Here is a 26,343-nt window from a genome sequence, read left to right on the forward strand (position 1 = left end):
GCCCGACGACGCCCGGCGGCACGCGCCGTCGGGCACCGATCGCGCGGGCCGGGCCGTCCGGGGCCCCCGCCGGCTCACTCGGGGAGCGTCACGTGGCCGCGGCGCACGCCCGCGACGAGGCGGCGCGGGAGGGTGACCTCGCGGCCATCGACGACGACGGTCACGAGCTCGGGCACCTGCGCCTTCCACTGCGAGCGACGGGCGCGGGTGTTCGAGCGGGAGAGCTTGCGCTTGGGCACGGCCATGAGGGGTCCTTCCGGTGGGCGAGCGCCCAGCCTACCGGTTCGTGAGAACGATTCTCAAGACAGGTCGGGCCGTCGGTCCGGCCCGGCGGTAGCATCCCCGGGGCCGCGCGCCCTGCCACGACCCGGCGCGACCGCCGCACCCACCACCACGACGCACGAGGAGCCCTCATGGCCACGGTCGACTACTTCCTCTCCGGTGACCCGGAGGTCGCCAAGCAGCACCTGCACGCCGCGCTCCAGGAGCAGGGCTTCACGGTGACCACGCGCCCCACGGGCCAGTGGGCCGCCGAGCGCGGCAGCAAGCAGAAGACGTTCTGGCTCGGCGCGTTCGCCGGCAAGGCCCAGCACCTCGTCTTCACGGTCGACTTCATGGTCCACGGCGACCAGCTCGTCGCGCGCATCGACCGCCCGACCGGGCACGGCGCGATGGCCGGCGCCGTCGGCGTCGCGCGCTCGAACAAGGCGTTCGGCGAGGTCGACCAGGCGATCGGCACGCGCCTCACGCAGCACGGCATCCTCGCGAACGTCGTGCACGCCTGAGAACGCGCAGGTCGCCGATCACGAGCCTCCTCGCGGTCGAGCACGTCGTTGGTGGCGCCATCACGCCGATGACGACGTCAACCCCGTGCTCGGCGCCGGGGGTGCGACGCACGAAGGCCCGGATCCCCTCACGGGGGTCCGGGCCTTCGTGCTGCTGACCGGGCCGGCGACGGCCGGTCAGCGGGACGTCACTTGGCGACGGCCTTCTTGAGCAGGCTGCCGGCGCTGATCTTCACGCCGTAACCGGCCGGGATCGAGATCTCCTCGCCCGTACGGGGGTTGCGGCCCGTGCGGGCGGCACGCTCGACGCGCTCGACGGACAGGAGGCCCGTGACCTTGACGGCCTCGCCCTTGCCCAGCGACTCGATGAGCACCTCCTGGAAGGCGTTGAGAGCCTTCTCGGCGTCCGCCTTCGACAGGTCGGCCTTGCTGGCGATGGCCGAGACGAGCTCGGACTTGTTGAGCGACATGCGAATCCCTTCTTCGGTTCACGACGCGCGGTGGTCACCACCCGTCGTCACGGTCTCAGTGTGCCAGCCGCGGGGCCGTGCACCGGGGACAACACTAGGGAACACGCGGAGTTTCGCGCGACTTCTCGCGGCTCTCGTCGTCGCGTGTCCTCGCTCAGCCGTCCTCGTGCTCGTGGTCGTGGCCCTCGTGCTCGTCGTGCGCGGGCTCGTCGTGACCGTGCTCGCCGTCCTCGTGGGCGTGCTCGTCGGCCTCGTGGCCCCCCGTGGTGGCCGGCTTGCCGGTGACCCCGTTGAGCTCGTTCGGGACGACGTCGAGCTCCGCGCTCTTCCACACCTCGCCGCCCACGTAGTCGACCGCGTGGATCGCGCGACCGGCCGGGTCCGTGACGTAGGCGATGCCGTCCTGGACGAACAGCGCCGGCCGCGGCTCCTGCCACTCCTCGGGCTCCTCCCACGCGTCGACGACGGGGACGGACCGCACGACCGTGCCCGACTCCGGGTCGATGACGTGCAGCGACCCGTCGGTGCCGAGCACGAGCGCCTCGCCCGCGTCGCCCCGCCCGAGCGAGCGGAAGGTGTAGCTCGCGGGGAGGTCGACGAGGCGCAGGCTCGCGTCGCGCGTGTCCACGAGGGAGACGCGCGTGGGCCGCTCGAGCTCCGCGTCGGGGTCGGACTTGTAGTCGCCGAGCACGACGGGCGACGCCTCGCTGCCCGCCTGGTTGCCGATGCGCCCGTAGGCGTCCGGGGCGGCGACCTTGGTGATCGCGCCGCCCGCGACGACGAGCACGCCGTCCTCGCAGCCGATGACGACGGCCTCGCCCGCGGCGACGGCCTCCCCGTGCACGCCGGGGCACTGGTCGTTCGCCGCGACCTCGTCGCCCGCGGCGTCGAGGAGCCGGACGCCGGTGCGCGCGTCCTCGGTGCCCTCGGAGACGACGAGCGAGCCGTCGGACAGCTCGACCGCGACGCCGTGGTGCGCCGCGGGGGTGGTCAAGGTGCGCGCGTCGTCGATGCCGTGCGGGTCGGCCACCGTGGCCGAGTCGAGCACGGTGATGTCGCCCGTGCCGTCGTCGAACAGCGCGGTGCGGCCGTCGTGCACGACGACGTGGCCCGGCTTCTCGGCCGCGTACGTCACGTCCGTGAGGACCGGGTCGGCCGTGTAGTAGTGGGCGTGGTCGCCGTGCGGCTCGGCCCAGGTGCCGGCGTCGAGCACCTGGAACCCGCCGGACGTCGAGACGAGCAGGTGCCGCCCGTCGCCCGCGGGGTTGAGGCGGTTGAAGCCGTCGAGCGCGAGGTCGTCGACGACCTCGAGCGTCGTCGCGTCGAGGACCTGGACGCCGCCGTCGTAGGTGATCGCGAGGCGCGGTGTGAGCGCCGCAGCCTCGCTCACGTCGGACGTGGCCGACGGCGCCAGCTCGGTCGCGTCGCCCTGCTCGCCCTCGGAGCCCGCGCCCTGCGCGCACGCCGCGACGAGCGTGAGCGGGAGGGCGAGGCCGAGCGCGAGGGCGAGCGGGCGGCGTCGGGCACGGGCGCCGGGAGGGGCCGTCACCCGGGCGGGATCGGCAGCGGCGTCGGTCGGGTCGGGTGCGGTGTGGTGCATGCGTGGTCGGCCGCCCGGACCCCCGGGCGGCCGCTCCTCTCCGGTGGTGGTGGTGCGCGGGTCAGCCCTGACGGGCCTTCCAGCGCGGGTTGGCCTTGTTGAGGACGAAGGTCTTGCCGTGCCGGCGCACGACCTTCGCCCCGGGCTTGTCCTTGAGCGAGCGGAGCGAGGCGCGGACCTTCATCGCGCGCCCCCGCCCTGCGCGCCGCCGCGGGCGCCGTAGCGCTGGCGGAACTTCTCGACGCGCCCGGCGGTGTCCACGACGCGCTGCGTGCCCGTGTAGAACGGGTGGCTCGCGCTCGAGATCTCGACGTCGACGACCGGGTAGGTGTTCCCGTCCGTCCACGTCACGGTCTCGCGCGGGACGCCCGGGCCCTGCGGGTGGTCGCCCGCGAGGGTCGAGCGGGTCAGGAACGAGAAGTCGGCGGACTTGTCGCGGTAGACGACGGGCCCGTAGACGGGGTGGATGTCCTTCTTCATGATGGTCTCCTTGCTGAGCCAGGGCCGGCCGCCGCTCGGGGCGGCGGTCACCAGCTCGACTTCGTGACTCCGGGCAGCTCGCCGCGGTGCGCCTGCTCGCGCAGGCGGACGCGGGAGAGACCGAACTTCCTCAGGTAGCCGCGCGGGCGGCCGTCGACGACGTCGCGGTTCCGCGTGCGCGTGGCGCTCGCGTCGCGGGGCTGGCGCTGGAGCTCGCGCACCGCGTCCTCCTTCTCCTCGGGCGAGGACGACGGCGACGCGACGACGCGCTTCAGCTCGGCGCGACGCTCGGCGTAGCGGGCGACGACGGCCGCCCGCTGCTCGTTGCGCGCGATCTTCGACCGCTTCGCCATCAGCGCTCCTCGCGGAAGTCGACGTGGCGGCGGACGACGGGGTCGAACTTGCGCAGGACCATGCGGTCCGGGTCGTTGCGGCGGTTCTTGCGGGTCACGTAGGTGAACCCGGTGCCCGCGGTGGACCGGAGCTTGATCACGGGACGGAGGTCGGTGCGGGTAGCCATCAGAGCTTCTCCCCTCGGGCGAGGATCCGCGCCACGACGGCGTCGATCCCCTGGCGGTCGATGGTCTTGATGCCCTGGGCGCTGACGCGCAGGGTCACGTGGCGACCCAGCGACGGCACCCAGTAGCGCTTCTTCTGGATGTTCGGGTCGAAGCGACGCTTGGTCCGCACGTGGGAGTGCGAGATCGCGTGGCCGAACCCGGGAGCGGTGCCGAGCACCTGGCAGACGGCGGACATGGCGGTTCCTCTCGGGGTCGGTCGGGGCGACGGGGACGACACTAGATAGTGAGAATCATTCCCGTCAAGACGCTATGCTGACCCGCTGTCGAGAACAGTTCTCAGGAGCAGGTTGTTCCCGAGCCGGCCGCCGCGCCTCCCGGGACGCCCCAGACCACGGATCGGAGCGCTTCATGCCCTTCTCGTCACACCCCTCGCCAGACCCGGCGCCCGACGACACCCGCGTCGCCCTCAGCGTCCTCGCGACCATCGACCCCGTGCTGCGCGACAGCGCGGTGTTCGGGCTCGTCGTCGGGGCTCCGCGGGTCGTCGCGCTCCGCCACGACATCCGGGCCGCCGAGGGAGCGCTGCGCCGGGTCGTCGTCGACGCGAGCGGCGTCGTCGAGGACGAGGTCGTGCCGCTCGAGCACGCGTGCCTGTCGTGCGCGGTCCGGGAGGACGCCGTCCCGACGCTGCGGCGGCTCGCGGAGGACGGGCGCTGGGAGCACGTCGTGCTCGCGCTCCCCGTGGCGGCCGAGTCGCTGCCCGTCGTCCGCGCGCTCGCCGCGCAGACCGCCCCCGGCGGCGAGCTCGAGCGGCTGCGCCTCGCGACCGTGCTCGCCGTCGCCGACGTGGACACGCTCGAGCACGACCTGCTCGACGACGAGCTCGTCACCGAGCGCGGCGTCGGGCTCACGGAGGACGACCAGCGGGCCGTCGGGGAGGTGCTCGCCGCGCAGCTCGAGCACGCCGACCTCGTCGTGACGACCGGGGACCCCGTCGCCGCCGCGACCGGGGCGGGGCTCGTCGACCGGCTGCGCGGCGTCGGGACGCGCCGGGTCGACGGGCTCCACGCGCTCGCCGCCGCCGACCTCGCAGGACGCACGCACGACCCGGTGGCCGGCGAGCGCCGGGCGCACCCGCTCGGCGTGCGGGGCCCGCTCCCCCGGCACGCGCGCCGCGCGGGCGACCGGAGCTGGACGGTCGAGCTGCGCTCGGCCCGCCCCTTCGACTCCGAGCGGCTGCTGCGTCGCATCGAGGACCTGGGCACCGGGCGGGTCCGGTCGCGCGGGGTGTTCCACGTCGCGAACCGCCCGGACTCGCTGTGCGCGTGGGACGGCGCGGGCGGCCAGCTGTGCATCGGCACGCTCGGCACGTGGGACGACGCGACCACCGCCGAGGGGCGGCCCGTCGAGCCGCACACGCGCGTGGTGGTCGTCGGCGCGACGCCGCCGGACGGCGAGCCGGGCGACGACGTGCGCGAGCGGGTCCTCGACGCGTTCCGCGACGTGCTCGCGACGCCGGACGAGCTGGCCGACGGCGGGCTGCGCTGGCTGGGGCGCACCGACGTCCTCGCGCCCTGGCTCGGCGCGCGCACGGACGCCGTCTGAGGTCGGTGCCGCTGCCGCCGGGACGCGAGGGCGGGCCGCAGGGAGGGCGGAACCTCCCGGGGACGGGAGAACCGGTGGCGATCCGCCGCGAGAGCTCCCCCCAGCGAAGCTCTCGTCGCGGACCGCCACCGGTCCAGGTGTGTCGCCACGTGACCCGTCGTGGCGACGTCCCCCACCAGTGCAAGAGCACCGGGGCGCCCGTTCGTGACGCGCGTTGCCAGTGATGTGGATCACAGTACGACGCGGGCTGCTCGACCGCGCGCGCACGTCACACCCCGACCCGCGTCATGATCGCGGCCCGAGAGCGTCTTCCTCCCTGAGGGCCGCCGGACGGAGGCGGCCGGGACGGGAGCGGCGTGCACACGCAGGACCTGACGGAGCTCGGCGACGAGCAGCTCGCCGACGCGGTGCGCGCGGGCCGCGCGGAGGCGTTCGCCGTGCTCTGGGAGCGGCACGCGGACGCCGGACGCGCGGCGGCCCGCCGCCTCACGGCGACGTACGACCCGGACGACCTCGTCCAGGAGGCGTACCTGCGCGTGCTCGGCGCGCTGCAGTCCGGCCACGGGCCGACCGGCCCGTTCCGGCCCTACCTCTACACGACGCTGCGCAGCGTCGCGGCGAGCTGGGCCCGCACGCCGGACCCGACGCCTGTCGAGGACGTGCCCGAGGTCGTCGACCCGCACGACCTGTCGACCGAGGTCCTCGAGCGCTCGGTGACGGTCCGCGCGTTCCGCCGCCTGCCGGAGCGGTGGCAGGCCGTGCTCTGGTACACCGAGGTCGAGGGGATGGAGCCGCGCGAGGCGGCACCGCTGCTCGGGCTCTCGGCGGGCGCGACCGCCGCGCTCTCCTACCGCGCCCGCGAGGGCCTGCGCCGCGAGTGGCTCCAGGCCCACGTGAGCAGCGACGCGGTGGCCCCCGAGTGCCGTTGGACGGTCGAGCGCCTGGGCGACCACGCGCGCGGGACGCTGTCGCGCGCGGCGCAGGACCGCGTCGAGGAGCACCTCACCGGGTGCCTGTCGTGCTCGATCCTCGCGGAGGAGGTCGACGACGTCGCCTCGCGCCTGCGCATCGTCCTCCTCCCGCTCGTCCTCGGCGTCCCGGCCGCCGTCGACGCCGCGACGGGCGCGCTCGCGGCGACGACCGCCGCACCCGGCACGCCGACGGGCCCGGCTCCCGGCACGACGACGGGCCTGACGACCGGCACCACCGGGGGCGGGGTCGGCGGAGCGGCGTCCGGCGCCGGGGCCGGAGCCGCCGCGGCGGGAGCCGCGGTCCCCGGTGTCCTGGTCGGCGCGCTCGCCGCGGTGGTCGTGGCGGCCGTCGTCGGCGTGCTGGCCGTGGCGCGGCCGTGGTCCGCTGCCGACCCGCCCGCCGCCGCGGCCGGGCAGCAGTCGTCCGCTCCCGGTCTCGCCGCGCCGCTCCCCGTCCTTCCGGACGGCGACCCCGCGGAGAACGGCGCGGACGACGTGCCGGTCGCGACCGAGCCGGACGCCCCCGCCGGGGCGGGCGACCGCCCCGAGCCGCCCGCCGCGGGCCTCGACGCCCCACCCGCCTCCCGTCCGGACGGGCAGGACGCGCCCGGAGCCGGCGAGACCGCGCCCGAGCCGGCCCCGCCGTCGGTCGAGCCGGCCGCGCCGGCCCCGCCGGAGCCCGAGCAGCCCGGTCCGGAGCAACCCGCGCCCGAAGAGCCCGGGCCCGAGGAACCGGCGCCTCCGGCACCCGTCGTCGACGAGGCGCCCCCGGCCGGGACGCTCACCGTCTACCCCGCCCTGCGCGGCACCGGGGAGCCCGGGGCGCGCGTGCGGGCGCTCGACGCGACGGGAACGGTCGTCGGCACGACGACCGCCGCCGACGACGGCCGCTGGGCGCTCGTCCCGACCGGGCTCGGTGCCACCGGGGAGCACGTGCTCGACGTCGTCCAGGAGGTCGACGGCGTCGTCTCCGCGGCCGCCGCGCCGCTCGGCCCCTACGTGTTCGACCTCCCGCGCGTGCTGTCGCCGGGCCCCGGCGAGACGGTCCTCGGCGCGCGCGAGACCGCGCCGTGGGAGGACCCGCGCTTCTCCGTCCTCGTGACCTTCGCGGGTACCGCGGGCCTGGTCGTCGAGGCGTTCGTCGACGGGCGCTCGACCGGCAACCTCCACGAGCTCGGCGACGAGCCCGCGGTGCGCCAGGTGCGCGGCCTCGCCCCCGGGCCGCACACGTTCGGGATCCGGTTCGTCGAGCCGTGGTCGGACACCGCCGGGTTCGGGCCGACCGTGAGCGTCGGCTTCACCGTCGCGGGCCCCTGAGCGCGGGACACGCGACGGCTGCGGGCGTCACCCCCGCGCGCGCCGGCGGGACCACGCCCCTCCCGCGACGCCGACGACGCCCGCCCCGAGCACGACCGCCCCGACGAGCGGGCCGGTCGGCGTCGGGGAAGCGCCCGCCGCGACGGGCGCGGGGGCGAGGGAGGCCGCCGTCGCGACGAACGTGGGTGCCGGACGGGCGCCCGCCGGGTCGGTGTCCGTCCACGCGTACGAGGCCCCGGACGGGCACTCCTGCACCGCCGGGAAGACGAACGCCTGCCCGGGTTCGCCCGTCACGCGGACGTCGAGCGTGAAGGCCGCACGCTCGCCGTCGGGCACGGGCTCCCCGGCCCACGCGACGGCGTCGTCCGTCACCTCGGCGGTCCAGCCGGCCGGCTGGCCCGCGTCCAGCGCCTCGACGCCCGCGGGCAAGGTGACGCGCAGGGCGTCGGTGGGCTCGCCGTCGCACCCGTGGTCGAACGTGAACGTGAGCCGCGACGTGCCGTCGCCGCGCGGCTCGACCGTCTCGATGAGCACGTGCGCCGCCGCGGGCGCGGTCGTGAGCAGGGCGAGCGCCCCGGCGGCGGCCAGGGCGAGGAGGGCGCGCGCGCCGCGGTGCGGCCCGGGCGGCCGTCGGTCGGGGGTCATGAGGTCACCTCCACGGGGATGCGGACGATCGGGTTCTCGTACTTGGACGTCCGCACGCTCACCTCGAGCGTCCAGGAGCCGGGCATCGGCAGATCGAGCGTCGCCTCGTACGCGCCCGGCCCCGTGCGCGTGAGCGGCCGCGAGAACGGGCCGAGCGCCGGGTCGGCGAGCGTCGTCGCCAGCTCCGGCACCGCGACCGGCTCGAACGGCGCACCGTCGGCGTCGAGCAGCTCGATCTCGAGCGCGTTGACGCCCACGCGCCCCGGCGTGACGCGCGCGCGGAGCGTCCCGTCCCCGAGCTCCTCGACCACCTCGACGGCGGAGGCCGCGCCGTCCTGCGCGGACGCCACCGCCGGGACGACCGGGCTGCGCGAGACGAGCACGCCCGTCGCGGCGAGCACGAGCACGAGCAGCGCGGCCTCGACCGCGACGGTCCGGCCGAGCCGACGGCGCGCCGTCGTCGCGGTCGTGCCGCCCGCCGCGCCGGCTCCTCCGGGCCCGGCGACCTCGGGGACGAGCCGGTACCGGTTCCACGCCGCGATGCCGACGAGCACGAGCGCGACGCCGACCTTGACGAGCAGCGTCCGGCCGTACGTCGTCGAGACGAGCGCGTCGAGGGTCCCGAGGATGCGCCACCCGAGGACGGTCCCGGTGACCGCGAGCGCGAGGACGACCCACGCGCCGAGCGCGGAGAACCGCGCCACGGTCACGCCCGCGCGGCGGGCGTCCACGTGGGCGGACGGCGCGAGCACGAGCGCGAGCCCGACGACGCCGCCGAGCCACACCGCCCCGGCCGCGACGTGCAGCGCGTCCGCCGTGACGACGAGCCACGGCGGCCCGAAGGTCCGCGTGTGGCCCACGAGCACGAGCGACCCCAGCGCGAGCGCGGCGGCGCCGAGCACCGTGCCCGCGGGCCAGGCGGCCCGGGTCTCGCGCGCGGCCCGGGGCGCGAGCAGCGTCGCGACGACGAGCCCCGCGAGCCCGAGCGCGCCCGCCACGGTGGTGTCGGAGGCGAGGCCCGCGGCCCACGTCGCCGGGTCCGCGAGCGCGCCCAGCCCGCCGCCCGCCTGCCAGGCGGGCGTGAGCGGGACCGCGAGCACGGTCCCGACGGCCGCGACGCCGAGCGCCCCGCGCCGGACGCGGTGGAGCCGCCGCCGCAGCACGGGGGCCGCGCCGGGCGAGACGTGCAGCACGAGGAGCTCGAACACGACGAGCCCCGCGACGAGGAACGTCCCGGCGTAGACGGCGGCCTGGTCGAGCGCCCGGACGGCGACGAGCGCCGCCGTCGGCTCGGCCACACGCGCCTCGACCGCGGTCGTGCTCGGCGCGCCGACGGAGAACGTGAACGCCCCCGCCACGGGGTGCGTGTCGAGCGACACGACGCGCCAGCTGACGACGTAGGTGCCGTCGCCGAGGACCGTGCCGGGCGTGACGACGAGCGCGTCGTCGACCGCGGCGACGTCCACGTCGACGGGGGTGCCGTCGGCCGCGAGGACGGTCGTGCCGCCGGGGACGACCTGGACGGGCTCGTTGAAGGTGAGGGTCAGCGCGTCGGGCGGCGCGTCGAGGACGGTGCCGTCCTGCGGGTCGGTGCCCACGAGGACGGCGTGGGCCGCGGCCGGGCCGCTCGCGAGGATCGCGAGCAGGACCGCGGCCGCGGCACCGACGACGACGGCCACCGCCCGGCGCAGCGCCAGGGGGCGGCCCACGGGTCAGGCCCGCGGGCGCGAGCGCACGAACCCGAGCAGCCCGAGCACGAGGCCGGCCGCCGCGAGGACGAGCGCCGTCCACGTGACCGCGGGGGCCGGGCCGCTCGACGTGCTCGCGGCGGCCTCCGCCGCCTCGCCGTCCGCGGCGGCCGGCTCGGCGGTCGCGTCGGCCGCGCCGTCCTGCGTGCCGTGCGCGCCGCCGCCGGACGCGGCCGTCAGCTCGAACAGCGGGGCGGGCAGGTCGAGCTCCTCGCCGTCCTCGCCGTCGGCCGGGACCTGCACCCAGGCGCTCTCGCCCTCGGCGCACTCCTGGACGGTCGGGAAGACGAGCGTCTCGCCCGCCGCGTCGGGGAGCTTGAGCGACAGCACGAACGCGTCGCGGTAGCCGTCGGGCAGCGGCGCCTTCGCGGTGTACACGACCTCCGCGACGCGCTCGGTGTACTGGCCGCCGTGCCCGTCGTCCACGGGCTCGGCGAGGTCCTCCATGACCTTCTCGACGTCCCAGCCGGGGTTGACCGTGGGGGTCACGGTGACGACCTGCTCGGGGACCTGGACGGAGACCTTCGTCGTCGGGGAGTCGCCGCAGCCGTGCGGGACGCCGAACGTCAGGAGGGCGTAGGAGCCCGCCTCGGTCGTGTCGGGGGTGACGGTGACGTGGGCGGACGCGGCGGCCGCGCCGGTCACGGCGAGCCCGGTGGTCAGTGCGGCGGCGCCGACGGCGCGCAGGGTCTTTCGCATGGTGGTGCCTTTCGGGGAGAGGTGCGGGGAGAGGGGACGCTGCTCCGGCGGGCACGACGGCGCGCCGCGCCACGGGTCGGCGGAGCCGGCCGGCGGCGGGTGAGCGGTCGCGCGGGCGCGCGGGAGCGGGACGCCGCGGACTCCGTCGGGCGACGGCGTCCGCGGGGGCGTCCGGGAGAGGTCAGGCGGGAAGGGGCGGCCCGCGCCCGGGCGCGGCGCCGCGCACGAGCAGGTCGCGCACCGTCGGCAGCGCGCCGACGGCGGGAGGGGCCGCGAGGACGACGACGGGCCGCGGGCGGCCGGGCACCCGGCGTCCTGCGAGCCACGTCCACAGGCGCCACAGCACGGCGTCGCCGTACCGCAGCACGAGCGCGACGGCGAGCGTCGCGACGGCGTGCGCGCCGAGCATCGCGAGCGGCGAGGAGGAGTGCGCGTGCGCGGCGGCGTCGGCCGGGGACAGCGCGGCGCAGCGGTCGAAGACGACGTGGAGCACGAGCTGGCCCGCGCCGAGCAGGCCGAGCAGCCGCGGCAGCCCGACCTCGCGCCGGGTGAGGGGTCGCACGGCGACGGCGGTGAGGACCGCGAGGACCCCGAGTGGGACCGCCCCGGGGTCGGTACCTCCGGCGAGGCCGTGCGCGACGACGGACAGCCCGACGACCGCGGCGGCGAGCAGCAGCACCCGCACGCCGCGGAGCACCCCTGCTCCGGGCGACGTCACGGACGCACCCTAGCGGGAGAAGGGGCTCCTGCGGCAGGGGCCGGCGCCGCCCTCTCCGCGCGGGAGAGGGCGGTGTGCGCCGGCACGGTCAGCCCTGCGGGTCGTGCGGGGCGCCGTCGTCGGTGCCGGCGTCCGGGCCGGGGCCCCGACGGCGCAGCACGACCACGACGACGACCGCCGCGGCGACGACGAGCGCGCCGAGCCCCACGAGCACCGGCAGCAGCGACGAGGTGCCGTCGTCCGCGGTCTCGGCGGCGTCGGTGGTCGTGGTCGCGGAGGGCTCGGACGTGGTGCCGGTCGTCGGATCCTCGGTCGCGGTCTCCTCCGGCGTCGCCGTGTCCGTCGCGGGGTCGTCCGTCGCGGGCGCCTCCGGCTGGGCCGCGACGGCGAACGCGAACGTGCCCTCGATCGGGTGCCCGTCGGACGAGACGACGCGCCACGCGACGGTGTACGTGTCGCCGCCGAGCGCGACGGCCGGGTCGAGCGCGAAGGTCGCGGTGCTGCCGTCGATCGTCGGCGCACCCTGCGTGACGACCGTGCCGGCCGAGTCGGAGACGACGACCTGCGGCTCGACGGGGAGCGGCTCGGTGTTGAACGTCAGCGTGATCGCCGCGGGCGGGGCCGCGAGCTGTGCGCCGTCGGCCGGGTCGGAGGTGAGGAGCCGGTCGTGCGCGGACGCCGGGCCGGCCGTGAGCGTCGTGACGGTCGCGGTGAGGCCGAGCGTCAGGGCCGCGGCGGCGAGGAGGGCGAGCAGGGCCGACAGCGGTCGGCGCAGGGAGAGGGTCATGAGGTTCTTCCGTCCGAGGCGCGGCCGGTGGCCGCACGGTGGTGCCCGGGGGCCCGGCCGTCGCCGGGTCGGCCTCGTCGGGTGCCGCGTCAGGACGCGGCGAGGGGGCGCAGCAGTGCTCCCGACGGACCGTGCGCCCGCGGCGGTCCGCGCGTCGGCGCCCGGAGCGACCGCCACACGTCGACGACGCGCACCGGGCGCGCGGGGACGACGCCGCGGCGGCCGAGGACCGCCGCACGGGCCGGGAGCGGGAGCGCGGCGCGCGGGGTCACCCAGGTGAGGAACCGCTCGAGCGCGCGCTCGCCGTGCGCCAGCACGAGGGCGAGCACGACCGTCGCGGCGGCGTGGGCGGCGACCATCCACGCGCCCGACGCCGCGAGGTGCTCCGGGTGCAGCGGGGACGCCGCGCCGTCGGCCGACGGCACCGCGCACACGACCGCGCCCGACGACGCCGCGAGGTGCGCAGCGTGCCCGGCTCCCCCGCCGACGGCGTGGCACGCCCCGGGGGTCAGGACGGTGAGCGCCTGGTGGAGCGCGAGCTGCGCGCCCCCGAGGAGCACGACGAGCCGGGCGGGCGTGAAGCGCAGGCGGGCGGCCGCCGTCGTGCCGGCGAGCGTGAACGCGGCGAGCGCCGCGAGGACCAGCGGGTCCGGGAGCGCACCTCCGGCGACGCGGTGCGCGAGCGCCGTCAGCGCGAGTACGAGGGTCGCCACGAGCGCGGCGCGGGCGACGCGCAGCGGACCGACGACCGGGGAGGGCACGAGGACACCCTAGCGGGGCCGTCGCCACAGGCGCCCGAGCCGACGGCGGACCGCCGCGCGGGTGGACTCCGGGAACGACCGCCACGCGGGCCACGCGAACGCCACGGTCCACGCACCCGCGCCGCCGAGGAGGACCGCGCCGGTCTCGACGTCGTCACCGGTCGCGGCGTGCTCGACGTCCGGGACCGCCATGACCGTGCCCGCGTCCTGCGGGTCCCGCAGGACGTCGAACGTCCCCGCGTACGGAGCCGGTGCCGGGTGCCACCCCGTCTCGCCGATCTCCTCGCCGTCGGCCCACGCCCCGACGAGGTACACCTCGGCGGGCCCGTGCGGCAGCTCGACGAGGGCGCGCACCGCGTCCACGTCCAGCGTGCTGCCGCGACCGACGGCGATCACGTGCACCTCCGCCCCGCTCGCCGTCGTGAGGACTCCGGTCTCGGCGAGCCTCTCGGCGACCCGCTGGTCGCCGCGGTCCGCGATGACGATCCCGGTGAGCACACCCGTCATGATCAGCCCGACGGTGAACGCACCACGGCTCCACCCCCACCGTGCACGGCGCCGACCACCCCACCGGTCTGACGGACGACGCCTCACCCGTCGGCCCGTGCGGCGCGCGGCACGGTCACGGGCGCTCGCCCGACGCGACGACGTGCATGCTGCGCCCCGCGCGCTCGGGGTACCGGCCGATCGCGGGGCCGGTGGGCAGGAGCCGGTCGAGCCCGACGATCACGAGCCCGAGCACGAGGAAGCCCGCCCCGTAGAGCACGACGTTGACGAGCAGCCCGGTCCAGCCGAGCGCGTCGAGGTCGACGAACCCGTACGGGTACTCGCTGCCGGGGCTGACGAACCCGCGGATCGTCGTGAACGCGAAGTACGCGAGCGGGTACAGGAGCCAGCGCGCGGCGTCGAGGCCGCGCAGGCGCCGGTGCGCGTCGAGCAGGAGGAAGTCTGCGACCACGGCGAGCGGGAGCACCTCGTGCTCGATCTGGCCGTCGGTGAGCCCGAGGAAGACGGCGGGCGCGCCCGGGTCCTCGGGCGCGAGCACGAGCCACGACACGAGGCCGGTGATCGCCGCGAACAGCGTCACGCCCCCCTTCAGCCATCCCGGCGGCTGTCGGCGGCGCAGGAGGGACGCGGCCCCCGCCCAGGCGAAGACGACCGCGATGAGGAAGCCCGTCTGGTTCGTGAAGTAGACGAGGCCCTCGATGTCCCCGTCGCGCCAGATCGCGCGCGTCCCGACGAGGGCGAGGACGACGAGGAACAGCCGGAACAGTCCGACGACGACGTGCATGCGGGCTCCTTCGCGCGCGGTGTGGCTCCGGTCGAGAGCCTAGTCCCCGCGGCCGGGGCACGACCGCCGTCGGGCACCGCCGCGCGCGTCGAGGTCCGGGCACGCCGAAGGGCCGCGCACGAGGCGCGGCCCTCCGGTGGAGATCGTCACCCCCGCCGGCGCGAGGCGCCGGGCGGGAGCGGGATCAGAGTGCCTGGATGTTCGTCGCCTGCGGGCCCTTGGGGCCCTGCGTGACGTCGAAGGAGACGCTCTGGTTCTCCTCGAGCGAGCGGTAGCCGCTCGACTGGATCTCGCTGTAGTGGGCGAACACGTCCGCGGTGCCGTCGGAGGGGGCGATGAAGCCGAAGCCCTTCTCCGAGTTGAACCACTTCACGGTGCCTGTAGCCATGGTGTTTTCCTTCGTCGAGACGACCGGCCCACGTGCGCGGGTCCGGGTACCGCGCCCTGCAGGGCGCCGGCAGTTCGGGGTGTGGTCGCGGCGGGAGCCCGCCGGGCGACCGGGCGGGGCGCTCAGATGGCGCCGCGCGTGCTCCAGGGCGGCGACGACGGTCACGGGCCGCGTGAAGCGGTCGTGGACGTGGAAGCCGTCCGGGCGTCGGGTGACCATCCCGGCGTACTCGCCGTCGGCCGTCGCGACCCACAGGTCGTCGTCGGCGCGGCGCAGCACGAGGTCTGGTCCGGGCGTGCCCGCGGCCGCAGGAGCGGTCGCCGGGCGGTCAAGGATGGTGGAAGAAGTGATGTGTTTCTCTGCTCTCGCTCCGCGCGCTTCTGGGGCGGAGATCGTCGTCGGCAGCGTCTGCTGCCCGGCGCCCGCGGTCGTGCTTCGATGCCGAGGACCGAAGATCGTCGCGAGACCCTGCTCGCGACCTAGGCGCAGCCCTCACGCTACACCATGGCGTGTGGCGGACGGTCGCCCCGGGCGATGATGGGGGCATGACGACCTCCTCCACCCCCGCCCGCACCGCCCCTCGCACCGCGCGCCGCAGCGTCGCCGTCGTGAACGGCTACGTCGTGCCCGTCGCGTCCGACCCGATCGAGAACGGGACCGTCCTCGTCGAGGACGGGGTCATCACCGCGGTCGGCGCGGACGTCGTCGTGCCCGACGGCGTCCCGACCCTCGACGCGCGCGGCCGCTGGGTGCTGCCCGGCTTCGTCGAGGCGCACGCCCACATGGGCGTCATGGAGGAGGCCGAGGGCTGGGCCGGCAACGACACGAACGAGATGACCGACCCGAACGGCGCGGCGCTGCGTGCGATCGACGCGATCAACGTCGAGGACGAGGGCTTCCGCGACGCGCTGGTCGGCGGCGTGACGAGCGCCGTCGTGAAGCCGGGCTCGGGCAACCCCATCGGCGGGCAGACCGTCGCGATCAAGACGTGGGGCGGCCGCACCGTCGACGAGCAGGTGATCCGCGAGGCGGTCTCCGTGAAGTCGGCGCTCGGCGAGAACCCCAAGCGCGTGTACGGGGACCAGAAGAAGACGCCCTCGACGCGCCTCGGCGTCGCGAAGGTCATCCGTGCCGCGTTCGTCGACGCGCAGAACTACGCCGCGCGGCGTGACGCGGCCGAGGCGAAGGGCGAGCCGTTCGACCGCGACCTCGCGAAGGAGACCCTCGCGCGCGTCCTCGCGGGCGAGCTGTACTGGGACCAGCACACGCACCGCGCCGACGACATCGCGACCGCGCTGCGCCTCGCCGACGAGTTCGGCTACCGGCTCGTCGTCAACCACGGCACCGACGGCGCGGCCGTCGCGGACGTCCTCGCCGAGCGCGACGTGCCGGTGATCTTCGGCCCGCTGTTCACGTCGCGCTCGAAGATCGAGCTGCGCAACCGCGACATCGCGAACCTCGGGGCGCTCGCCCGCGCGGGCGTCCGCGTCGCCATCACGACCGACCACCCCGTCGTACCGATCAACTTCCTCGTGCACCAGGCGTCGCTCGCGGTGAAGGAGGGCCTCGACCGCGACACCGCGCTGCGCGCCCTCACCGTGAACCCCGCGGCCTTCCTCGGTCTCGACGACCGCGTCGGCGCGCTCGCGCCCGGCCTCGACGGGGACGTCGTCGTGTGGTCGGGCGACCCGCTCGACGTGACGTCGCGCGCGGAGCACGTGCTCATCACCGGCACCGAGGTCTACACGTGGGACGCGGCGGCGGCCGACGGGCGCGGCGCGGGCCGCGTCGTCGAGCGCGGCGAGCGCTTCCGGGCCTGACGCCGGCCCCGCTCGCCGGTCGCGCGCGGCGTCGCTAGCGTTCCTCCGAGGGCCGTCGCGCCCGCCGAGGGGGACGCCATGGCCCGGACCGCCACCTCGCAGCACCCCGCCCGGCCCGCCGCGGCGACCATCACGGCCACGTCGCTGGTCATGCTCAACGTCGCCGCGGTGGTCAGCCTGCGCGGTCTGCCCGCCGAGGCGGAGTACGGGCTCTCGTCCGCGTTCTACTACCTGCTCGCCGCCGTCTGCTTCCTCGCACCCGTCGCCGTCGTCGCGGCCGAGCTCGCGTCCACGTGGCCCGAGGAGGGCGGCATGTTCCGCTGGGTCGGCGAGGCGTTCGGGAGCAGGTGGGGTTTCCTCGCGATCGCGATGGTGTTCGTCGAGGGCTGCATCTGGTTCCCGACCGTCCTCACGTTCGCCGCCGTCACGCTCGCCTACACCGGGCCCGACGCGCGGTTCGACGAACGGGTCGCCGACGACCGGCTCTTCGTCCTCGCGATCGTGCTCGTCGTGTTCTGGGCCGCGACGCTCATCGCCCTGCGCGGCGCGTCCGCGTTCGCCCGCACCGCGCGCTGGGGCGGGATCGTCGGGACGCTCGTCCCCGCCGCGCTGCTCGTCGGGCTCGGCGCCGCCTACCTCCTCGGCGGCGAGCCGTCCCGGACCACGCTCTCCTGGGGCGCGTTCGTCCCGGACCTCACGCGTCTCGACAACATCGTGCTCGCCGCCGGGATCTTCCTCTTCTACGCGGGCATCGAGGTCAACGCGGTCCACGTGCGCTCGATCCGGCGGCCGGAGCGCACCTACCCGCTCGCGATCCTCGTCGCCGCGCTCGTCGCCGTCGTCGTGCTGACCCTCGGCACGCTGACGATCGCGGTCGTCGTGCCGCAGCAGGACATCAGCCTCACGACGAGCCTGCTCCAGGCGTTCGACCACCTGCTCGCCTGGGCGGGGATCGGCTGGGCCGGGCCGGTCGTCGCGGCGATGCTCGCCGTCGGCGTCCTCGCCGGCGTCACGACGTGGGTCGCCGGTCCCGCCACGGGCCTGCACGCCGTCGCGCGGGCGGGGTTCCTCCCGCGGTGGTTCCACCGGACGAACGACCGCGGCATGGCGACGAACATCCTCCTCGTCCAGGCGCTGGTCGTGACCGTGCTGTCGGTGCTGTTCGTCGTCATGCCCTCCGTGCAGTCCGCGTACCAGCTCCTCAGCCAGCTCACGGTGATCCTCTACCTCGTCGCCTACCTCCTGATGTTCGCCGCGGTCGTCGTGCTGCGCCGCACGCAGCCCGACCGGCCGCGCCCCTACCGGGTGCCGGGGGGCCGCGTCGGGGTCTGGGCGGTCGGCGGGCTCGGGTTCGTCGCGTCGCTGCTCGCGCTCGTCACGAGCTTCGCCCCGCCCGGCCAGGTCGCGGTCGGCAGCCCGACGACGTACGTCGTGCTGCTCGTCGCGCTCGCCCTCGTCTTCGTGGCCCTCCCGCTGCTCCTGTACCGCGCCCGCACACCGGCCTGGCGGGACGACTCGTCGACGTTCGCGCCCTTCACCTGGCAGTCCGCGGACGCCGAACCTGACCGGGGCGGTCCCGGCCCGCCGGGGTGACGGGCGAGGTTCCCGTGGCGCGAACCCGCGCGGCGGCGGACCATCGGAACATGCCTACCCGACCCGCTCCCCGCCCTCGCAGCGCCGCGACCGGCCCGGTCGTCGGTCTCGTCGTCCTCGTCGGGGCGCTCGCCGCCTGCTCCGGCCCCGGCCCGGGCGACAAGGACGTCGAGTACGACTCGCTCGACGCGCTCCACCACGCCGCCACGTCCGCCGGCCTCACGTGCCTGTCGTTCACGACCGAGAGCACGGACAGCGAGGACGTCGAGCTGGGCGCGTGCGACGACACGACGCTCCTCGCCGTGTTCGCCGACGGGATCGCCGAGGACGAGTTCCTCGCGCTCCTGCCGCGTCAGCCCACCGAGGAGGGCGAGGCCGCGCTCGCCGGGCCGAACTGGGTCGTGCTCGGCGACACCGGCGACCTGCTCGAGACCCAGGCGGGCATCGGCGGGCAGTTCCTCACCGACGAGTGACGCGGCGTCAGCCGCCCGCCATCTGCCGCTGCGCGAACACGAGCCCGTACGGGAGCGCGGTCGCGGCCATGGCCCACGTGTGCGCCTGACCGGGCTCCTCGCGGAGCTCGACGGTCTGCCCCTGGTCCTCGAGGTCCTGCGCCATCCGCCGCACCGTCGTGAGCGCCTCCCGCGGCGCGTCCTGCCCGGAGTCGAGGAAGACGGGCATCGGGTGCGTGAACGTCATCGTGGGCAGGTACGTCGTCGGGGTGTTCGCGTCGATCTCCGCCTGCGTCGAGAGCATCGTCCGTTCCGGCCCGGGGCCGGGGTTCCCGTAGGGCTCGATCGCGAGGATCGCCCCGTACAGGTCGAGGTTCCGCAGACCCACGTTGAGCGCGCAGAACCCGCCGGACGACATGCCGCCGAGGACGCGGTGCTCGCGGTCCGCGAGCGTCGGGTACGTCGCGTCGACGGTGTCGACGACGGTCGTCGTCAGGTATGTCTCGACCTGCTCGCCGCCCGTCGTCGAGTCGAGGCACTCGGTGTCGAGCCCGCCCGGCCCCGTGCCGTTCACCGTGGGCGCCACGACGATCATCGGGTCGACGAGCCCGCGCCGGATGAGCACGTCCATCGTGCGCGGCACCCGCCCGGCGGCGAACCAGCTGCTCGGGTCGTCGGGCGACCCGTGGATCAGGTACACGACCGGGTAGCGGGTCGAGCCCTCGGGGTCGAACCCCGGCGGGAGGTACACCCAGGCGTCCTCGTCCGCGATCTGCTCGACGGCCGTCCCCGGGATCGCGAGCGTCCGCACCTGGCCCCGGTGCGCGCCGCCCGGCGCGTCGGCCGACAGGTCCGTCAGACCCAGCGCGACGAGCTGCACCCGGGCGGCCCCCCACGTCGGGACGTAGCCGGAGTAGGCGTTGGCGCCGACCGCCAGGCCCAGCACGAGGGACAGCGCACCGAGCGTCGCGAGGGACGCCGTCGCGACGCGTGTGCGCCACGGCCGGCGCGCGTCCTCGCCCCGGGGCCGCCCCGCGCGCCGCGCCCGGGCGCCGCGCCGCGCGCGGACCACGGCCCACACCACCGCTCCCGCCCCGAGCACTGCCAGCACGACGGCGACCGCGTAGCTCGTCAGGTACGTCTCGGCAGGCTGCAGCTCGCGCAGCACGGCCGCGGGCAGGGCCGGGTCGGTGTCGGGGACGGGGAGGCCGGTCGCCACGGTCAGGACCGGCGCTGCGGCTTCACGAACGGGAAGGCGAGCGTCTCGCGGATCGACGCGCCGATGATCGTCATGTAGATGCGGTCGACGCCGAGGCCGAGCCCGCCGGTGGGCGGCATCGCGAACTCGAGCGCCGAGAGGAAGTCCTCGTCGATCTCCATGGCCTCCGGGTCGCCCGCCGCGGCGAGGAGCGACTGCTGCGTGAACCGCTCCCGCTGGTCGATCGGGTCGATGAGCTCCGAGTACGCGGTGCCGAGCTCGGCGCCGAACGCGACGAGGTCCCAGCGTTCCGCGAGGCGCGGGTCGCGGCGGTGCACGCGGGTGAGCGGCGACGTCTCGACCGGGAAGTCGGTGTAGAACGTCGGCTCGACCGTCTGGCCCTCGACGAGGCGGTCGTACATCTCGTTGACCACCGCACCGTGCGTCTCGTCCTCGCCGACCTCGATGCCGAGCCGGGCGCACAGGGCGTGCAGCTCCGCGTCGGGGGTGTCCGGGGTGACCTCGGCGCCGACGGCGCGCGAGACGGCGTCGTGCACGGTGACGACGGGCCACTCGCCGTCGAGCCGGACCTCGCTGCCGTCGGGCCGGCGCGACACGGCGTCGCCGTGCACCGCGACCGCGGCCGCGACGACGAGCTCGCGCGTGAGGTGCCGCATCGTCGTGTAGTCGCCGAACGCCTGGTACGCCTCGAGCGACGTGAACTCGGGGTTGTGCGTCGCGTCGGCGCCCTCGTTGCGGAAGTTGCGGCCCAGCTCGAAGACGCGCTCGATGCCGCCGATCGCGAGCTGCTTGAGGAACAGCTCCGGGGCGATGCGCAGGTACAGGTCCATGTCGTACGCGTTGATGTGCGTGCGGAATGGGCGCGCGTTCGCGCCCCCGTGCACGCGCTGCAGGATCGGCGTCTCGACCTCGATGAAGCCGCGCTCGACGAGCGACGAGCGCAGCGAGTGCACGGCGGCGGAGCGGCCGCGGAGCGTCACGGACGACCGCGTGTCGAGCGCGAGGTCGACGTGGCGCAGGCGCATGCGCGTCTCCGGGTCGGCGAGCCCGCGGAACTTGTCCGGCGGCGCCTTGAGCGACTTCGACGCCATGACCCACGACCCCGCGTGCACGGACAGCTCCCCCGTCCGGCTGCGCGCGACGGTCCCCGTGACGCTCACCTGGTCCGCGAGGTCGACGACGCGGCGCCAGAGCGCGAGGTCGGCGGCGCCGTCGGCGGTGAGCATCACCTGGCGCTCGTGGTTCTCCTCGCGCAGGACGGCGAAGACGACGCCCCCGAGGTCGCGGAGCCGCACGACGCGCCCCGAGACGGACACCTCGTGCCCGAGCAGCAGGTCGTCGACGTCGGCGAGCCGGTGCGTGCGCGGCACGGCCACGGGGTACGCGGGCATGCCGGCCGCCGCGAGCACGTCGAGCTTGGCGCGGCGGGCGCGCTCCTGGTCGGTGAGCCGCCGGGTCGGGACGTCGAGCGCGAGCAGCGCGTCCTCCTGCTCGCGCACGGCCGCGCCGAGGGCGGCGTCGGCCGTCGCGACCTGCTGGGTCCCGGTGCCGCCGCGCGCGCCGGGCCACTGCGGCACGAAGCCCTCGGCCTGCCCCGCCGCGAGCGACACGGACGTGAGCTGGGCGGGCGCGGCGTAGCAGAGGTAGCGCGTGCGCCAGCGCGGCTCGTACTTCTGGTTCGAGCGGTAGAGCTGGTCGAGCTGCCACCAGCGCGACGCCGTGAGGACGAGGCGGCGCAGGAAGCGCTGGAAGGGGCTCGCCGCGACCGACTCGCCCTGCTCGATCAGGCCGCGGAACATCGCGAAGTTGAGCGAGACCCGGTCGATCGCCATGCCCGCGCCCTCGCTCGCGAGCGTCGAGATCATGAGCTCCGTGACGCCCGGCACCGCGTCGGGAGACCGGCGCATGTAGTCGAGCGAGACCCCCTTGCGGCCCCACGGGACGAACGTGAGCAGGCCGCGCGGCGCGCCGTCGCGGTCGTGCGCGGTGACGACGAGCACGCGCGGGTCGCGCGGGCTGCCGAGGCGTTCCAGGGCCATCGAGAAGCCGCGCTCGTCCTCGCCGTGCCGCCACGCGTCGGCGGCCTGGGCGAGCGCCGCGAGCTCGTCCGCCGGGATCTCGCGCTGGCGCCGCAGGCGCACGGTGTACCCCTCGCGCTGGGGCCGCGCGACGGCGTGGCGCACGGGCCGCATCGACGGCGACGCGAGGTCGAAGGACCGCGTCTCGACGATCGCCTCGTCACCCATCGTGAGGACCGCGAGCCCGGCGTCGCGGTAGGCGCGCGCACCCTTCTCGCTCGCGGAGAGCACGCCCGGCGCCCACCCGTGGCGCCGTGCGTACGCGAGCGTGCGCTCGATCGCGTCGGGCCACGACGCCGGGTCCCCGAGCGGGTCGCCCGCGGCGAGCAGCACGCCGCTCACCACGCGGTACGACACGGCGGCGCGGCCGTCGCCGGAGAAGATCGCGTCGCGGTCGTCGCGCGTCGCGAAGTACTCCAGCGAGTCGTCGCTGGGGTGCTCCAGCAGCAGGCGGCGCACCGCGAGCTCCTCGTCCGGGGAGCGTGCGGCGTCGCGCGGGCCGGTCCGCAGGAACACGAGCACGGCGAGCAGGAGCGCCGCTCCCGCGAGCAGGCCGCCGACGAGCGCGAGCCAGCCCGGCGCGACGCCGTCGATGGCGAAGGGCTCCTCGTGCGGGGACAGCCCGACCGAGACGCTCAAGGCCCAGCCGAGCCGCGCCGACTGGTCGTCGAGGCTCGACGGCACGACCTGGAGCAGCGCCCACACGACGCCGGTCGCGACGGCGAGACCGAGCACGAGGACGAGCGCCGCCGTCCACCACGCACCCCGGGCGATGCGGGCGGGGAACGCGTGGCGCGCGGCGACGAGCACCACGACGAGCACGAGCCCGACGAGCCCGCCCGCGTACGCCGTCCAGTGCACGTCGTCGAGCACGCCGGCCGCCGGGTCGATCCGGTCGAGCACGATCGCGAGCAGCATGACGAGCGCGGACGGGAGCTGCCAGACGAGGACCACGAACCACAGCGCGGCGCGGCGCCGGCGCAGGAAGCCGCTCGCGACGAGCCCGACCACGACCGCGGAGAAGAGCGACGGGTACGACGGCACGTTCGTGACCGACAGGACCTCGGCAACCGGGCGCTCGGCGTGGTGCGCGACGGGACGGAGGATCAGCGCGACGAGGAGCCACACCGCGTAGACCTCGAGGATCCGGCCGCCCCAGCGCGCGACCGTCTCCGCCCAGGGCGACGCGACGGCGGGCGGCGCTGGAGCGCGCCGTCCGCCGTCCGGGGTGGGCGTCTCGCGCCCGACGGTGCTGGTACCCGTCACGTGGTCTCCTCCGGGTCGCGCGGTGTGCGGGCGGGCGCCGGCGCGGGCTGCGTCGGCGGGTTGACGAGGACGTCGTCGGCGGTCTGCCGCTCCGCCGCGGTACGACGGTCCCACGTGGGGCGCCGCAGCGCGTAGAAGAGGAGCGGCGGGCCGCCGAGCACGACCACGACCCCGGCGACCACGATCGGGTAGGCGGTCTCGGAGAGGCCGCTGAAGCCGGACGGCCGGACGAACGCGAGCACGAACGCGGCCGCGCACGCGACGAACCCGAGCCCCGCGACGAACCGCATCGCGGGCGTGCGGTAGGTCCGCACCACGTCGGGCTTGGTGCGCCGCAGCCGGATCGCCGCGGCGAACATGAGCATGTACATGACGAGGTACAGCGCCGCCGCCATGTCCACGAGCGCGATGAACGCGGTGTTGCCGTTCGGCACCAGCACGAACAGCAGCGCGAGCAGCGTGACGATCCCGCCCTGCACCGCGAGGATGCCGACCTGGACCCCGGCCTTGTTGCGACGCTGGAGCGCGGGCGGGAGCAGGCCGGTCCGGGCCGCGGCGAGCAGGCCGCGCGACGGCCCGGCGATCCACGTGACGACCGACGCGAACGCCCCGAGGGCGATGAGGAGCGAGATGACCGGGGTGCCCCAGCTCATGCCCCAGTGGTCGAAGAACGCCTTGAACGCGAGGTTGATGCCGTCGGTCACGCCGAGCGTCGACTTCGGGACGGCCACGGAGATCGCGAGCGTCGGGAGGATGAAGACCACGAGGATGAGCACGGTCGCGATGGCGATCGAGCGCGGGAAGCCCCGACCGGGGTTGCGCAGGTCGTTCGCGTGCACCGCGTTGACCTCCATGCCCGCGTACGCGAGCACGTTCGAGACGATGAGCACGATCGACGCGATCCCGGTCCACGGCGGGATGACGGCGGACGCCTCGAGCGTCGTCTCCGAGCGCTCGCCGGTGCCGAGCCAGACCGCGCCGAGCACGATGAGCAGGACGGCGGGCAGGATCGTGCCGAAGACGCCGCTCCACGAGCCGACCTTGGCGAACAGGTTGCCGCCGGCGAGCGTGATGAGCGTCGACCCCCAGTACAGGACGAGGATCACGACGGCCGTGTAGAGGCCGTTCTGCGTGAGGCCCGGGTCGCCCACGACGAACGACAGGCTCGCCGCGATGAACGCGATCTGCGTGGGGTACCAGACGACGTTCTGGATCCACTGGAGCCAGATCGCGACGAACCCGGCCCGCTCGCCGAACGCCTCGCGCACCCACGTGAAGACGCCGCCCTTCCAGCCAGTCGCGAGCTCGGCCGCGACGAGCGCCGTCGGGACGAGGAAGAGGATCGCCGGGACGATGAAGAGCGTCACCGAGCCGAGCCCGTACGACGCCATCGCCGGCAGCGAGCGCAGCGACGCGACCACCACCACGGTGAGCATCGCGAGCTGCACGACCGACATGAACGTCGTCGCGCCCGCGGCGGGCGCCCCGATGGCGGGCCCCGCGTGGCCCGGCGGCTGCCGGGAGCCGGGCGACCCGTACGGGTGCGCCTTGACGTGCGCTGCCGTCGGCGCGTGCGTGCCGTCGGCCCGGACGTGCGGTCCCGAGCCTCCGGGCGGATCCTGTGCTGCCCCCTGTGCCATGGTCCGTCCTTCCCGCGGTCGTCCGGGTCAGTGGTGGAAGTTGGAGCGCTGGCCCTCGGTCGGCATCGGGCCGGTGAGAGCGTCGAGGAGCTCGACCTCGTCGCGCAGGTCCGCGAGGAACGCGGACGCCAGGTCGTGGCTGAAGCCGTTGCGCACGACGACGCGCTGGACGGTGAGGTCCGTGAGGTCGTCGGGCATGGGGTACGCGGGCACGAGCCAGCCCTTGGTGCGCAGCCGCTCCGACAGGTGGTAGAGGTCCCAGTTCTTCGTGTGGCCCTCGCGCAGGCGCCACGCGAACACGGGGATGTCCGAGCCGTCGTTCCACAGCTCGAACGCGGGCATCTTCGCGATCTCGCCCGACAGGTAGAGCGCGACGTCGCGCGACGTGCGCTGCACGGCCTCGTAGCCGGTGCGCCCGAGGCGCAGGAAGAGGTAGTACTGGAGGAGCACCTGCGCGCCGGGGCGCGAGAAGTTGAGGGCGAACGTCGGCATGTCCCCGCCGAGGTAGCTCACGCGGAACACGAGGTCCTCCGGCAGCGACTCCGTGTCGCGCCAGACGACCCACCCGAGGCCCGGGTAGACCAGGCCGTACTTGTGGCCGGAGGTGTTGATCGACGCGACGCGGGGGACGCGGAAGTCCCACTCGAGGTCGGGCTGGAGGAACGGGGCGATCATCGCGCCCGACGCGCCGTCGACGTGGATGGGCACGTCCAGGCCGGTGGACTCCTGGATCCGGTCGAGGGCCGCGGCGATCTCGGCGACCGGCTCGTACATGCCGGTGTAGGTCACGCCCATGATGGCGACGACGCCGATCGTGTTCTCGTCCACGTACGTCTCGAGGTCGTGGCCGTCGAGGACCTTGTGGTCCTCGGAGATCGGGACGTAGCGCGCCTCGACCTCGAAGTAGTTGCAGAACTTCTCCCAGCACACCTGGACCGCGCTCGAGAGCACGAGGTTCGGGCGGTCGGTCGGCTTGCCGGCGGCGCGGCGCGCGTGCTGCCAGCGCCGCTTGAGGGCGAGACCGCCGAGCATGCACGCCTCGGACGAGCCGATGGTCGACGTCCCGATGGTGTGCTCCGGGTCGGGCGCGTGCCACAGGTCGGCGAGCATCGTCCAGCACCGCGTCTCGACGGCCGCCGTCTGCGGGTACTCGTCCTTGTCGATCATGTTCTTGTCGGCGGCCTCGAGGTACAGCCGCGCAGCGTGCTCGTCCATCCACGTGCCGACGAACGTCGCGAGGTTGAGCCGCGCGTTCCCGTCGAGCATCGCCTCGTCGTGGACGATCTGGTACGCCGTCTCCTGGAGGGACTCGTCCTCCGGGAACCGGAACTTGGGCAGGGCCGTCGCCTCCCCCGGTCTGGCGAAGATCGGGTTGAGCTCGACGACGTCGGGTTCTCCGGTGTGCCTCTCGGCCCGGCGCGTGTTCGTGACCATGTCCGCCCCCTCGGGTTGGTGTGGCCGCGGACCTGCGGCCGCTCTCTCGACGGTA

At 75.4% G+C, this 26,343-nt stretch carries 27 protein-coding genes; 6 read left to right on the top strand and 21 right to left on the bottom strand.

All coding sequences use genetic code 11. The features are described from left to right. Positions 1-74 precede the first annotated feature (74 nt). Positions 75-245 (bottom strand): 50S ribosomal protein L32, encoded by a 171-nt coding sequence (rpmF, locus tag B8281_RS02480; RefSeq protein WP_009864893.1) that lies wholly within the window; start codon positions 243-245, stop codon positions 75-77. A 168-nt stretch (positions 246-413) separates the two neighbouring features. On the opposite strand from rpmF, the gene B8281_RS02485 reads away from it, so the two are divergent. Beyond that, on the top strand, positions 414-785 hold the full coding sequence (locus tag B8281_RS02485; RefSeq protein WP_021482679.1) for a hypothetical protein: 372 nt from the start codon (positions 414-416) through the stop codon (positions 783-785). A 188-nt stretch (positions 786-973) separates the two neighbouring features. Here B8281_RS02485 and B8281_RS02490 read toward each other — a convergent pair whose 3' ends face one another. From B8281_RS02490 to rpmB, 7 genes are all read right to left on the bottom strand, one after another. Next, complete coding sequence (locus tag B8281_RS02490) at positions 974-1,255, bottom strand: HU family DNA-binding protein (protein ID WP_021482680.1); 282 nt, start codon at positions 1,253-1,255, stop codon at positions 974-976. 154 nt (positions 1,256-1,409) lie between these two features. Beyond that, complete coding sequence (gene aztD / locus B8281_RS02495) at positions 1,410-2,804, bottom strand: zinc metallochaperone AztD (protein ID WP_085388572.1); 1,395 nt, start codon at positions 2,802-2,804, stop codon at positions 1,410-1,412. 112 nt (positions 2,805-2,916) lie between these two features. Continuing rightward, the gene (gene ykgO / locus B8281_RS02500) at positions 2,917-3,039 is read right to left on the bottom strand and encodes a type B 50S ribosomal protein L36 (protein WP_021483271.1); all 123 of its coding nucleotides are present in this window, start codon (positions 3,037-3,039) and stop codon (positions 2,917-2,919) included. Next, positions 3,036-3,335 carry a type B 50S ribosomal protein L31 gene (locus B8281_RS02505; protein ID WP_021483270.1) on the bottom strand — a complete coding sequence of 100 codons (300 nt, stop codon included), beginning with the start codon at positions 3,333-3,335 and terminating at the stop codon, positions 3,036-3,038. The genes ykgO and B8281_RS02505 overlap by 4 nt, the downstream gene beginning before the upstream one ends. A 47-nt stretch (positions 3,336-3,382) precedes the next feature. Beyond that, on the bottom strand, positions 3,383-3,688 hold the full coding sequence (gene rpsN, locus B8281_RS02510; protein ID WP_085386803.1) for a 30S ribosomal protein S14: 306 nt from the start codon (positions 3,686-3,688) through the stop codon (positions 3,383-3,385). Further along, positions 3,688-3,855 carry a 50S ribosomal protein L33 gene (gene rpmG, locus B8281_RS02515; protein WP_021483268.1) on the bottom strand — a complete coding sequence of 56 codons (168 nt, stop codon included), beginning with the start codon at positions 3,853-3,855 and terminating at the stop codon, positions 3,688-3,690. The genes rpsN and rpmG overlap by 1 nt, the downstream gene beginning before the upstream one ends. Next, complete coding sequence (rpmB, locus tag B8281_RS02520; protein ID WP_085386804.1) at positions 3,855-4,091, bottom strand: 50S ribosomal protein L28; 237 nt, start codon at positions 4,089-4,091, stop codon at positions 3,855-3,857. Before rpmB ends, rpmG begins: the two co-directional genes overlap by 1 nt. 173 nt (positions 4,092-4,264) lie before the next feature. On the opposite strand from rpmB, the gene B8281_RS02525 reads away from it, so the two are divergent. Further along, complete coding sequence (locus tag B8281_RS02525; protein ID WP_085386805.1) at positions 4,265-5,461, top strand: GTP-binding protein; 1,197 nt, start codon at positions 4,265-4,267, stop codon at positions 5,459-5,461. Between the two features lie 356 nt (positions 5,462-5,817). Beyond that, a complete protein-coding gene (locus B8281_RS02530) occupies positions 5,818-7,749 on the top strand; it encodes a sigma-70 family RNA polymerase sigma factor (protein WP_085386806.1) in 1,932 nt (643 codons plus the stop codon). Positions 7,750-7,776: 27 nt separating this feature from the next. On the opposite strand, the gene B8281_RS02535 is transcribed toward B8281_RS02530, so the two are convergent. From B8281_RS02535 to B8281_RS02575, 9 genes are all read right to left on the bottom strand, one after another. Further along, a complete protein-coding gene (locus tag B8281_RS02535; protein ID WP_085386807.1) occupies positions 7,777-8,394 on the bottom strand; it encodes a DUF1775 domain-containing protein in 618 nt (205 codons plus the stop codon). Next, the gene (locus B8281_RS02540) at positions 8,391-10,103 is read right to left on the bottom strand and encodes a copper resistance protein CopC (RefSeq protein ID WP_085386808.1); all 1,713 of its coding nucleotides are present in this window, start codon (positions 10,101-10,103) and stop codon (positions 8,391-8,393) included. Before B8281_RS02540 ends, B8281_RS02535 begins: the two co-directional genes overlap by 4 nt. 3 nt (positions 10,104-10,106) lie before the next feature. Next, positions 10,107-10,841, bottom strand: a complete 735-nt coding sequence (locus tag B8281_RS02545) for a YcnI family protein (protein WP_085386809.1) — start codon at positions 10,839-10,841, stop codon at positions 10,107-10,109. A 181-nt stretch (positions 10,842-11,022) separates the two neighbouring features. Beyond that, positions 11,023-11,559 (bottom strand): hypothetical protein, encoded by a 537-nt coding sequence (locus B8281_RS02550; RefSeq protein ID WP_137279932.1) that lies wholly within the window; start codon positions 11,557-11,559, stop codon positions 11,023-11,025. An 88-nt stretch (positions 11,560-11,647) separates the two neighbouring features. Further along, entirely contained in the window at positions 11,648-12,346 is a 699-nt protein-coding gene (locus B8281_RS02555; RefSeq protein WP_085386810.1) for a copper resistance CopC family protein, read from the bottom strand. Positions 12,347-12,435: 89 nt separating this feature from the next. Beyond that, entirely contained in the window at positions 12,436-13,107 is a 672-nt protein-coding gene (locus B8281_RS02560) for a hypothetical protein (RefSeq protein ID WP_085386811.1), read from the bottom strand. Positions 13,108-13,116: 9 nt separating this feature from the next. After that, positions 13,117-13,614 (bottom strand): hypothetical protein, encoded by a 498-nt coding sequence (locus B8281_RS02565; protein WP_085386812.1) that lies wholly within the window; start codon positions 13,612-13,614, stop codon positions 13,117-13,119. A 115-nt stretch (positions 13,615-13,729) separates the two neighbouring features. Then, complete coding sequence (locus tag B8281_RS02570; protein WP_085386813.1) at positions 13,730-14,398, bottom strand: Pr6Pr family membrane protein; 669 nt, start codon at positions 14,396-14,398, stop codon at positions 13,730-13,732. Between the two features lie 184 nt (positions 14,399-14,582). Beyond that, a complete protein-coding gene (locus B8281_RS02575) occupies positions 14,583-14,786 on the bottom strand; it encodes a cold-shock protein (protein WP_076404113.1) in 204 nt (67 codons plus the stop codon). 545 nt (positions 14,787-15,331) lie between these two features. On the opposite strand from B8281_RS02575, the gene B8281_RS02580 reads away from it, so the two are divergent. The 3 genes from B8281_RS02580 (at position 15,332) to B8281_RS19060 (ending at position 18,672) form a co-directional block, all read left to right on the top strand. Next, a complete protein-coding gene (locus B8281_RS02580; protein ID WP_085386814.1) occupies positions 15,332-16,606 on the top strand; it encodes an amidohydrolase in 1,275 nt (424 codons plus the stop codon). 78 nt (positions 16,607-16,684) lie between these two features. Next, positions 16,685-18,199, top strand: coding sequence for a putative glutamine/gamma-aminobutyrate antiporter GadC (gene gadC, locus B8281_RS02585; protein WP_157446526.1), 1,515 nt, complete (start codon positions 16,685-16,687; stop codon positions 18,197-18,199). Positions 18,200-18,249: 50 nt separating this feature from the next. Beyond that, on the top strand, positions 18,250-18,672 hold the full coding sequence (locus B8281_RS19060) for a hypothetical protein (protein WP_137279937.1): 423 nt from the start codon (positions 18,250-18,252) through the stop codon (positions 18,670-18,672). Between the two features lie 7 nt (positions 18,673-18,679). Here the strand turns inward: B8281_RS19060 and B8281_RS02590 are convergent, their stop codons facing one another. The 4 genes from B8281_RS02590 to B8281_RS02605 are packed head-to-tail and all read right to left on the bottom strand — an operon-like array spanning position 18,680 to position 26,288. After that, on the bottom strand, positions 18,680-19,870 hold the full coding sequence (locus B8281_RS02590) for an esterase family protein (protein ID WP_198163125.1): 1,191 nt from the start codon (positions 19,868-19,870) through the stop codon (positions 18,680-18,682). 2 nt (positions 19,871-19,872) lie between these two features. After that, a complete protein-coding gene (lysX, locus tag B8281_RS02595) occupies positions 19,873-23,214 on the bottom strand; it encodes a bifunctional lysylphosphatidylglycerol synthetase/lysine--tRNA ligase LysX (RefSeq protein ID WP_085386816.1) in 3,342 nt (1,113 codons plus the stop codon). Continuing rightward, positions 23,211-24,854, bottom strand: a complete 1,644-nt coding sequence (locus B8281_RS02600) for an APC family permease (RefSeq protein ID WP_085386817.1) — start codon at positions 24,852-24,854, stop codon at positions 23,211-23,213. Before B8281_RS02600 ends, lysX begins: the two co-directional genes overlap by 4 nt. A gap of 27 nt (positions 24,855-24,881) precedes the next feature. Continuing rightward, positions 24,882-26,288: a glutamate decarboxylase gene (locus tag B8281_RS02605; protein WP_085386818.1), complete on the bottom strand. Its 1,407-nt coding sequence runs from the start codon at positions 26,286-26,288 to the stop codon at positions 24,882-24,884. Positions 26,289-26,343: the final 55 nt, after the last annotated feature.

Origin of the sequence: Cellulosimicrobium sp. TH-20 (genome assembly GCF_002105775.1) — a bacterium.
Lineage (GTDB): Bacteria > Actinomycetota > Actinomycetes > Actinomycetales > Cellulomonadaceae > Cellulosimicrobium > Cellulosimicrobium funkei.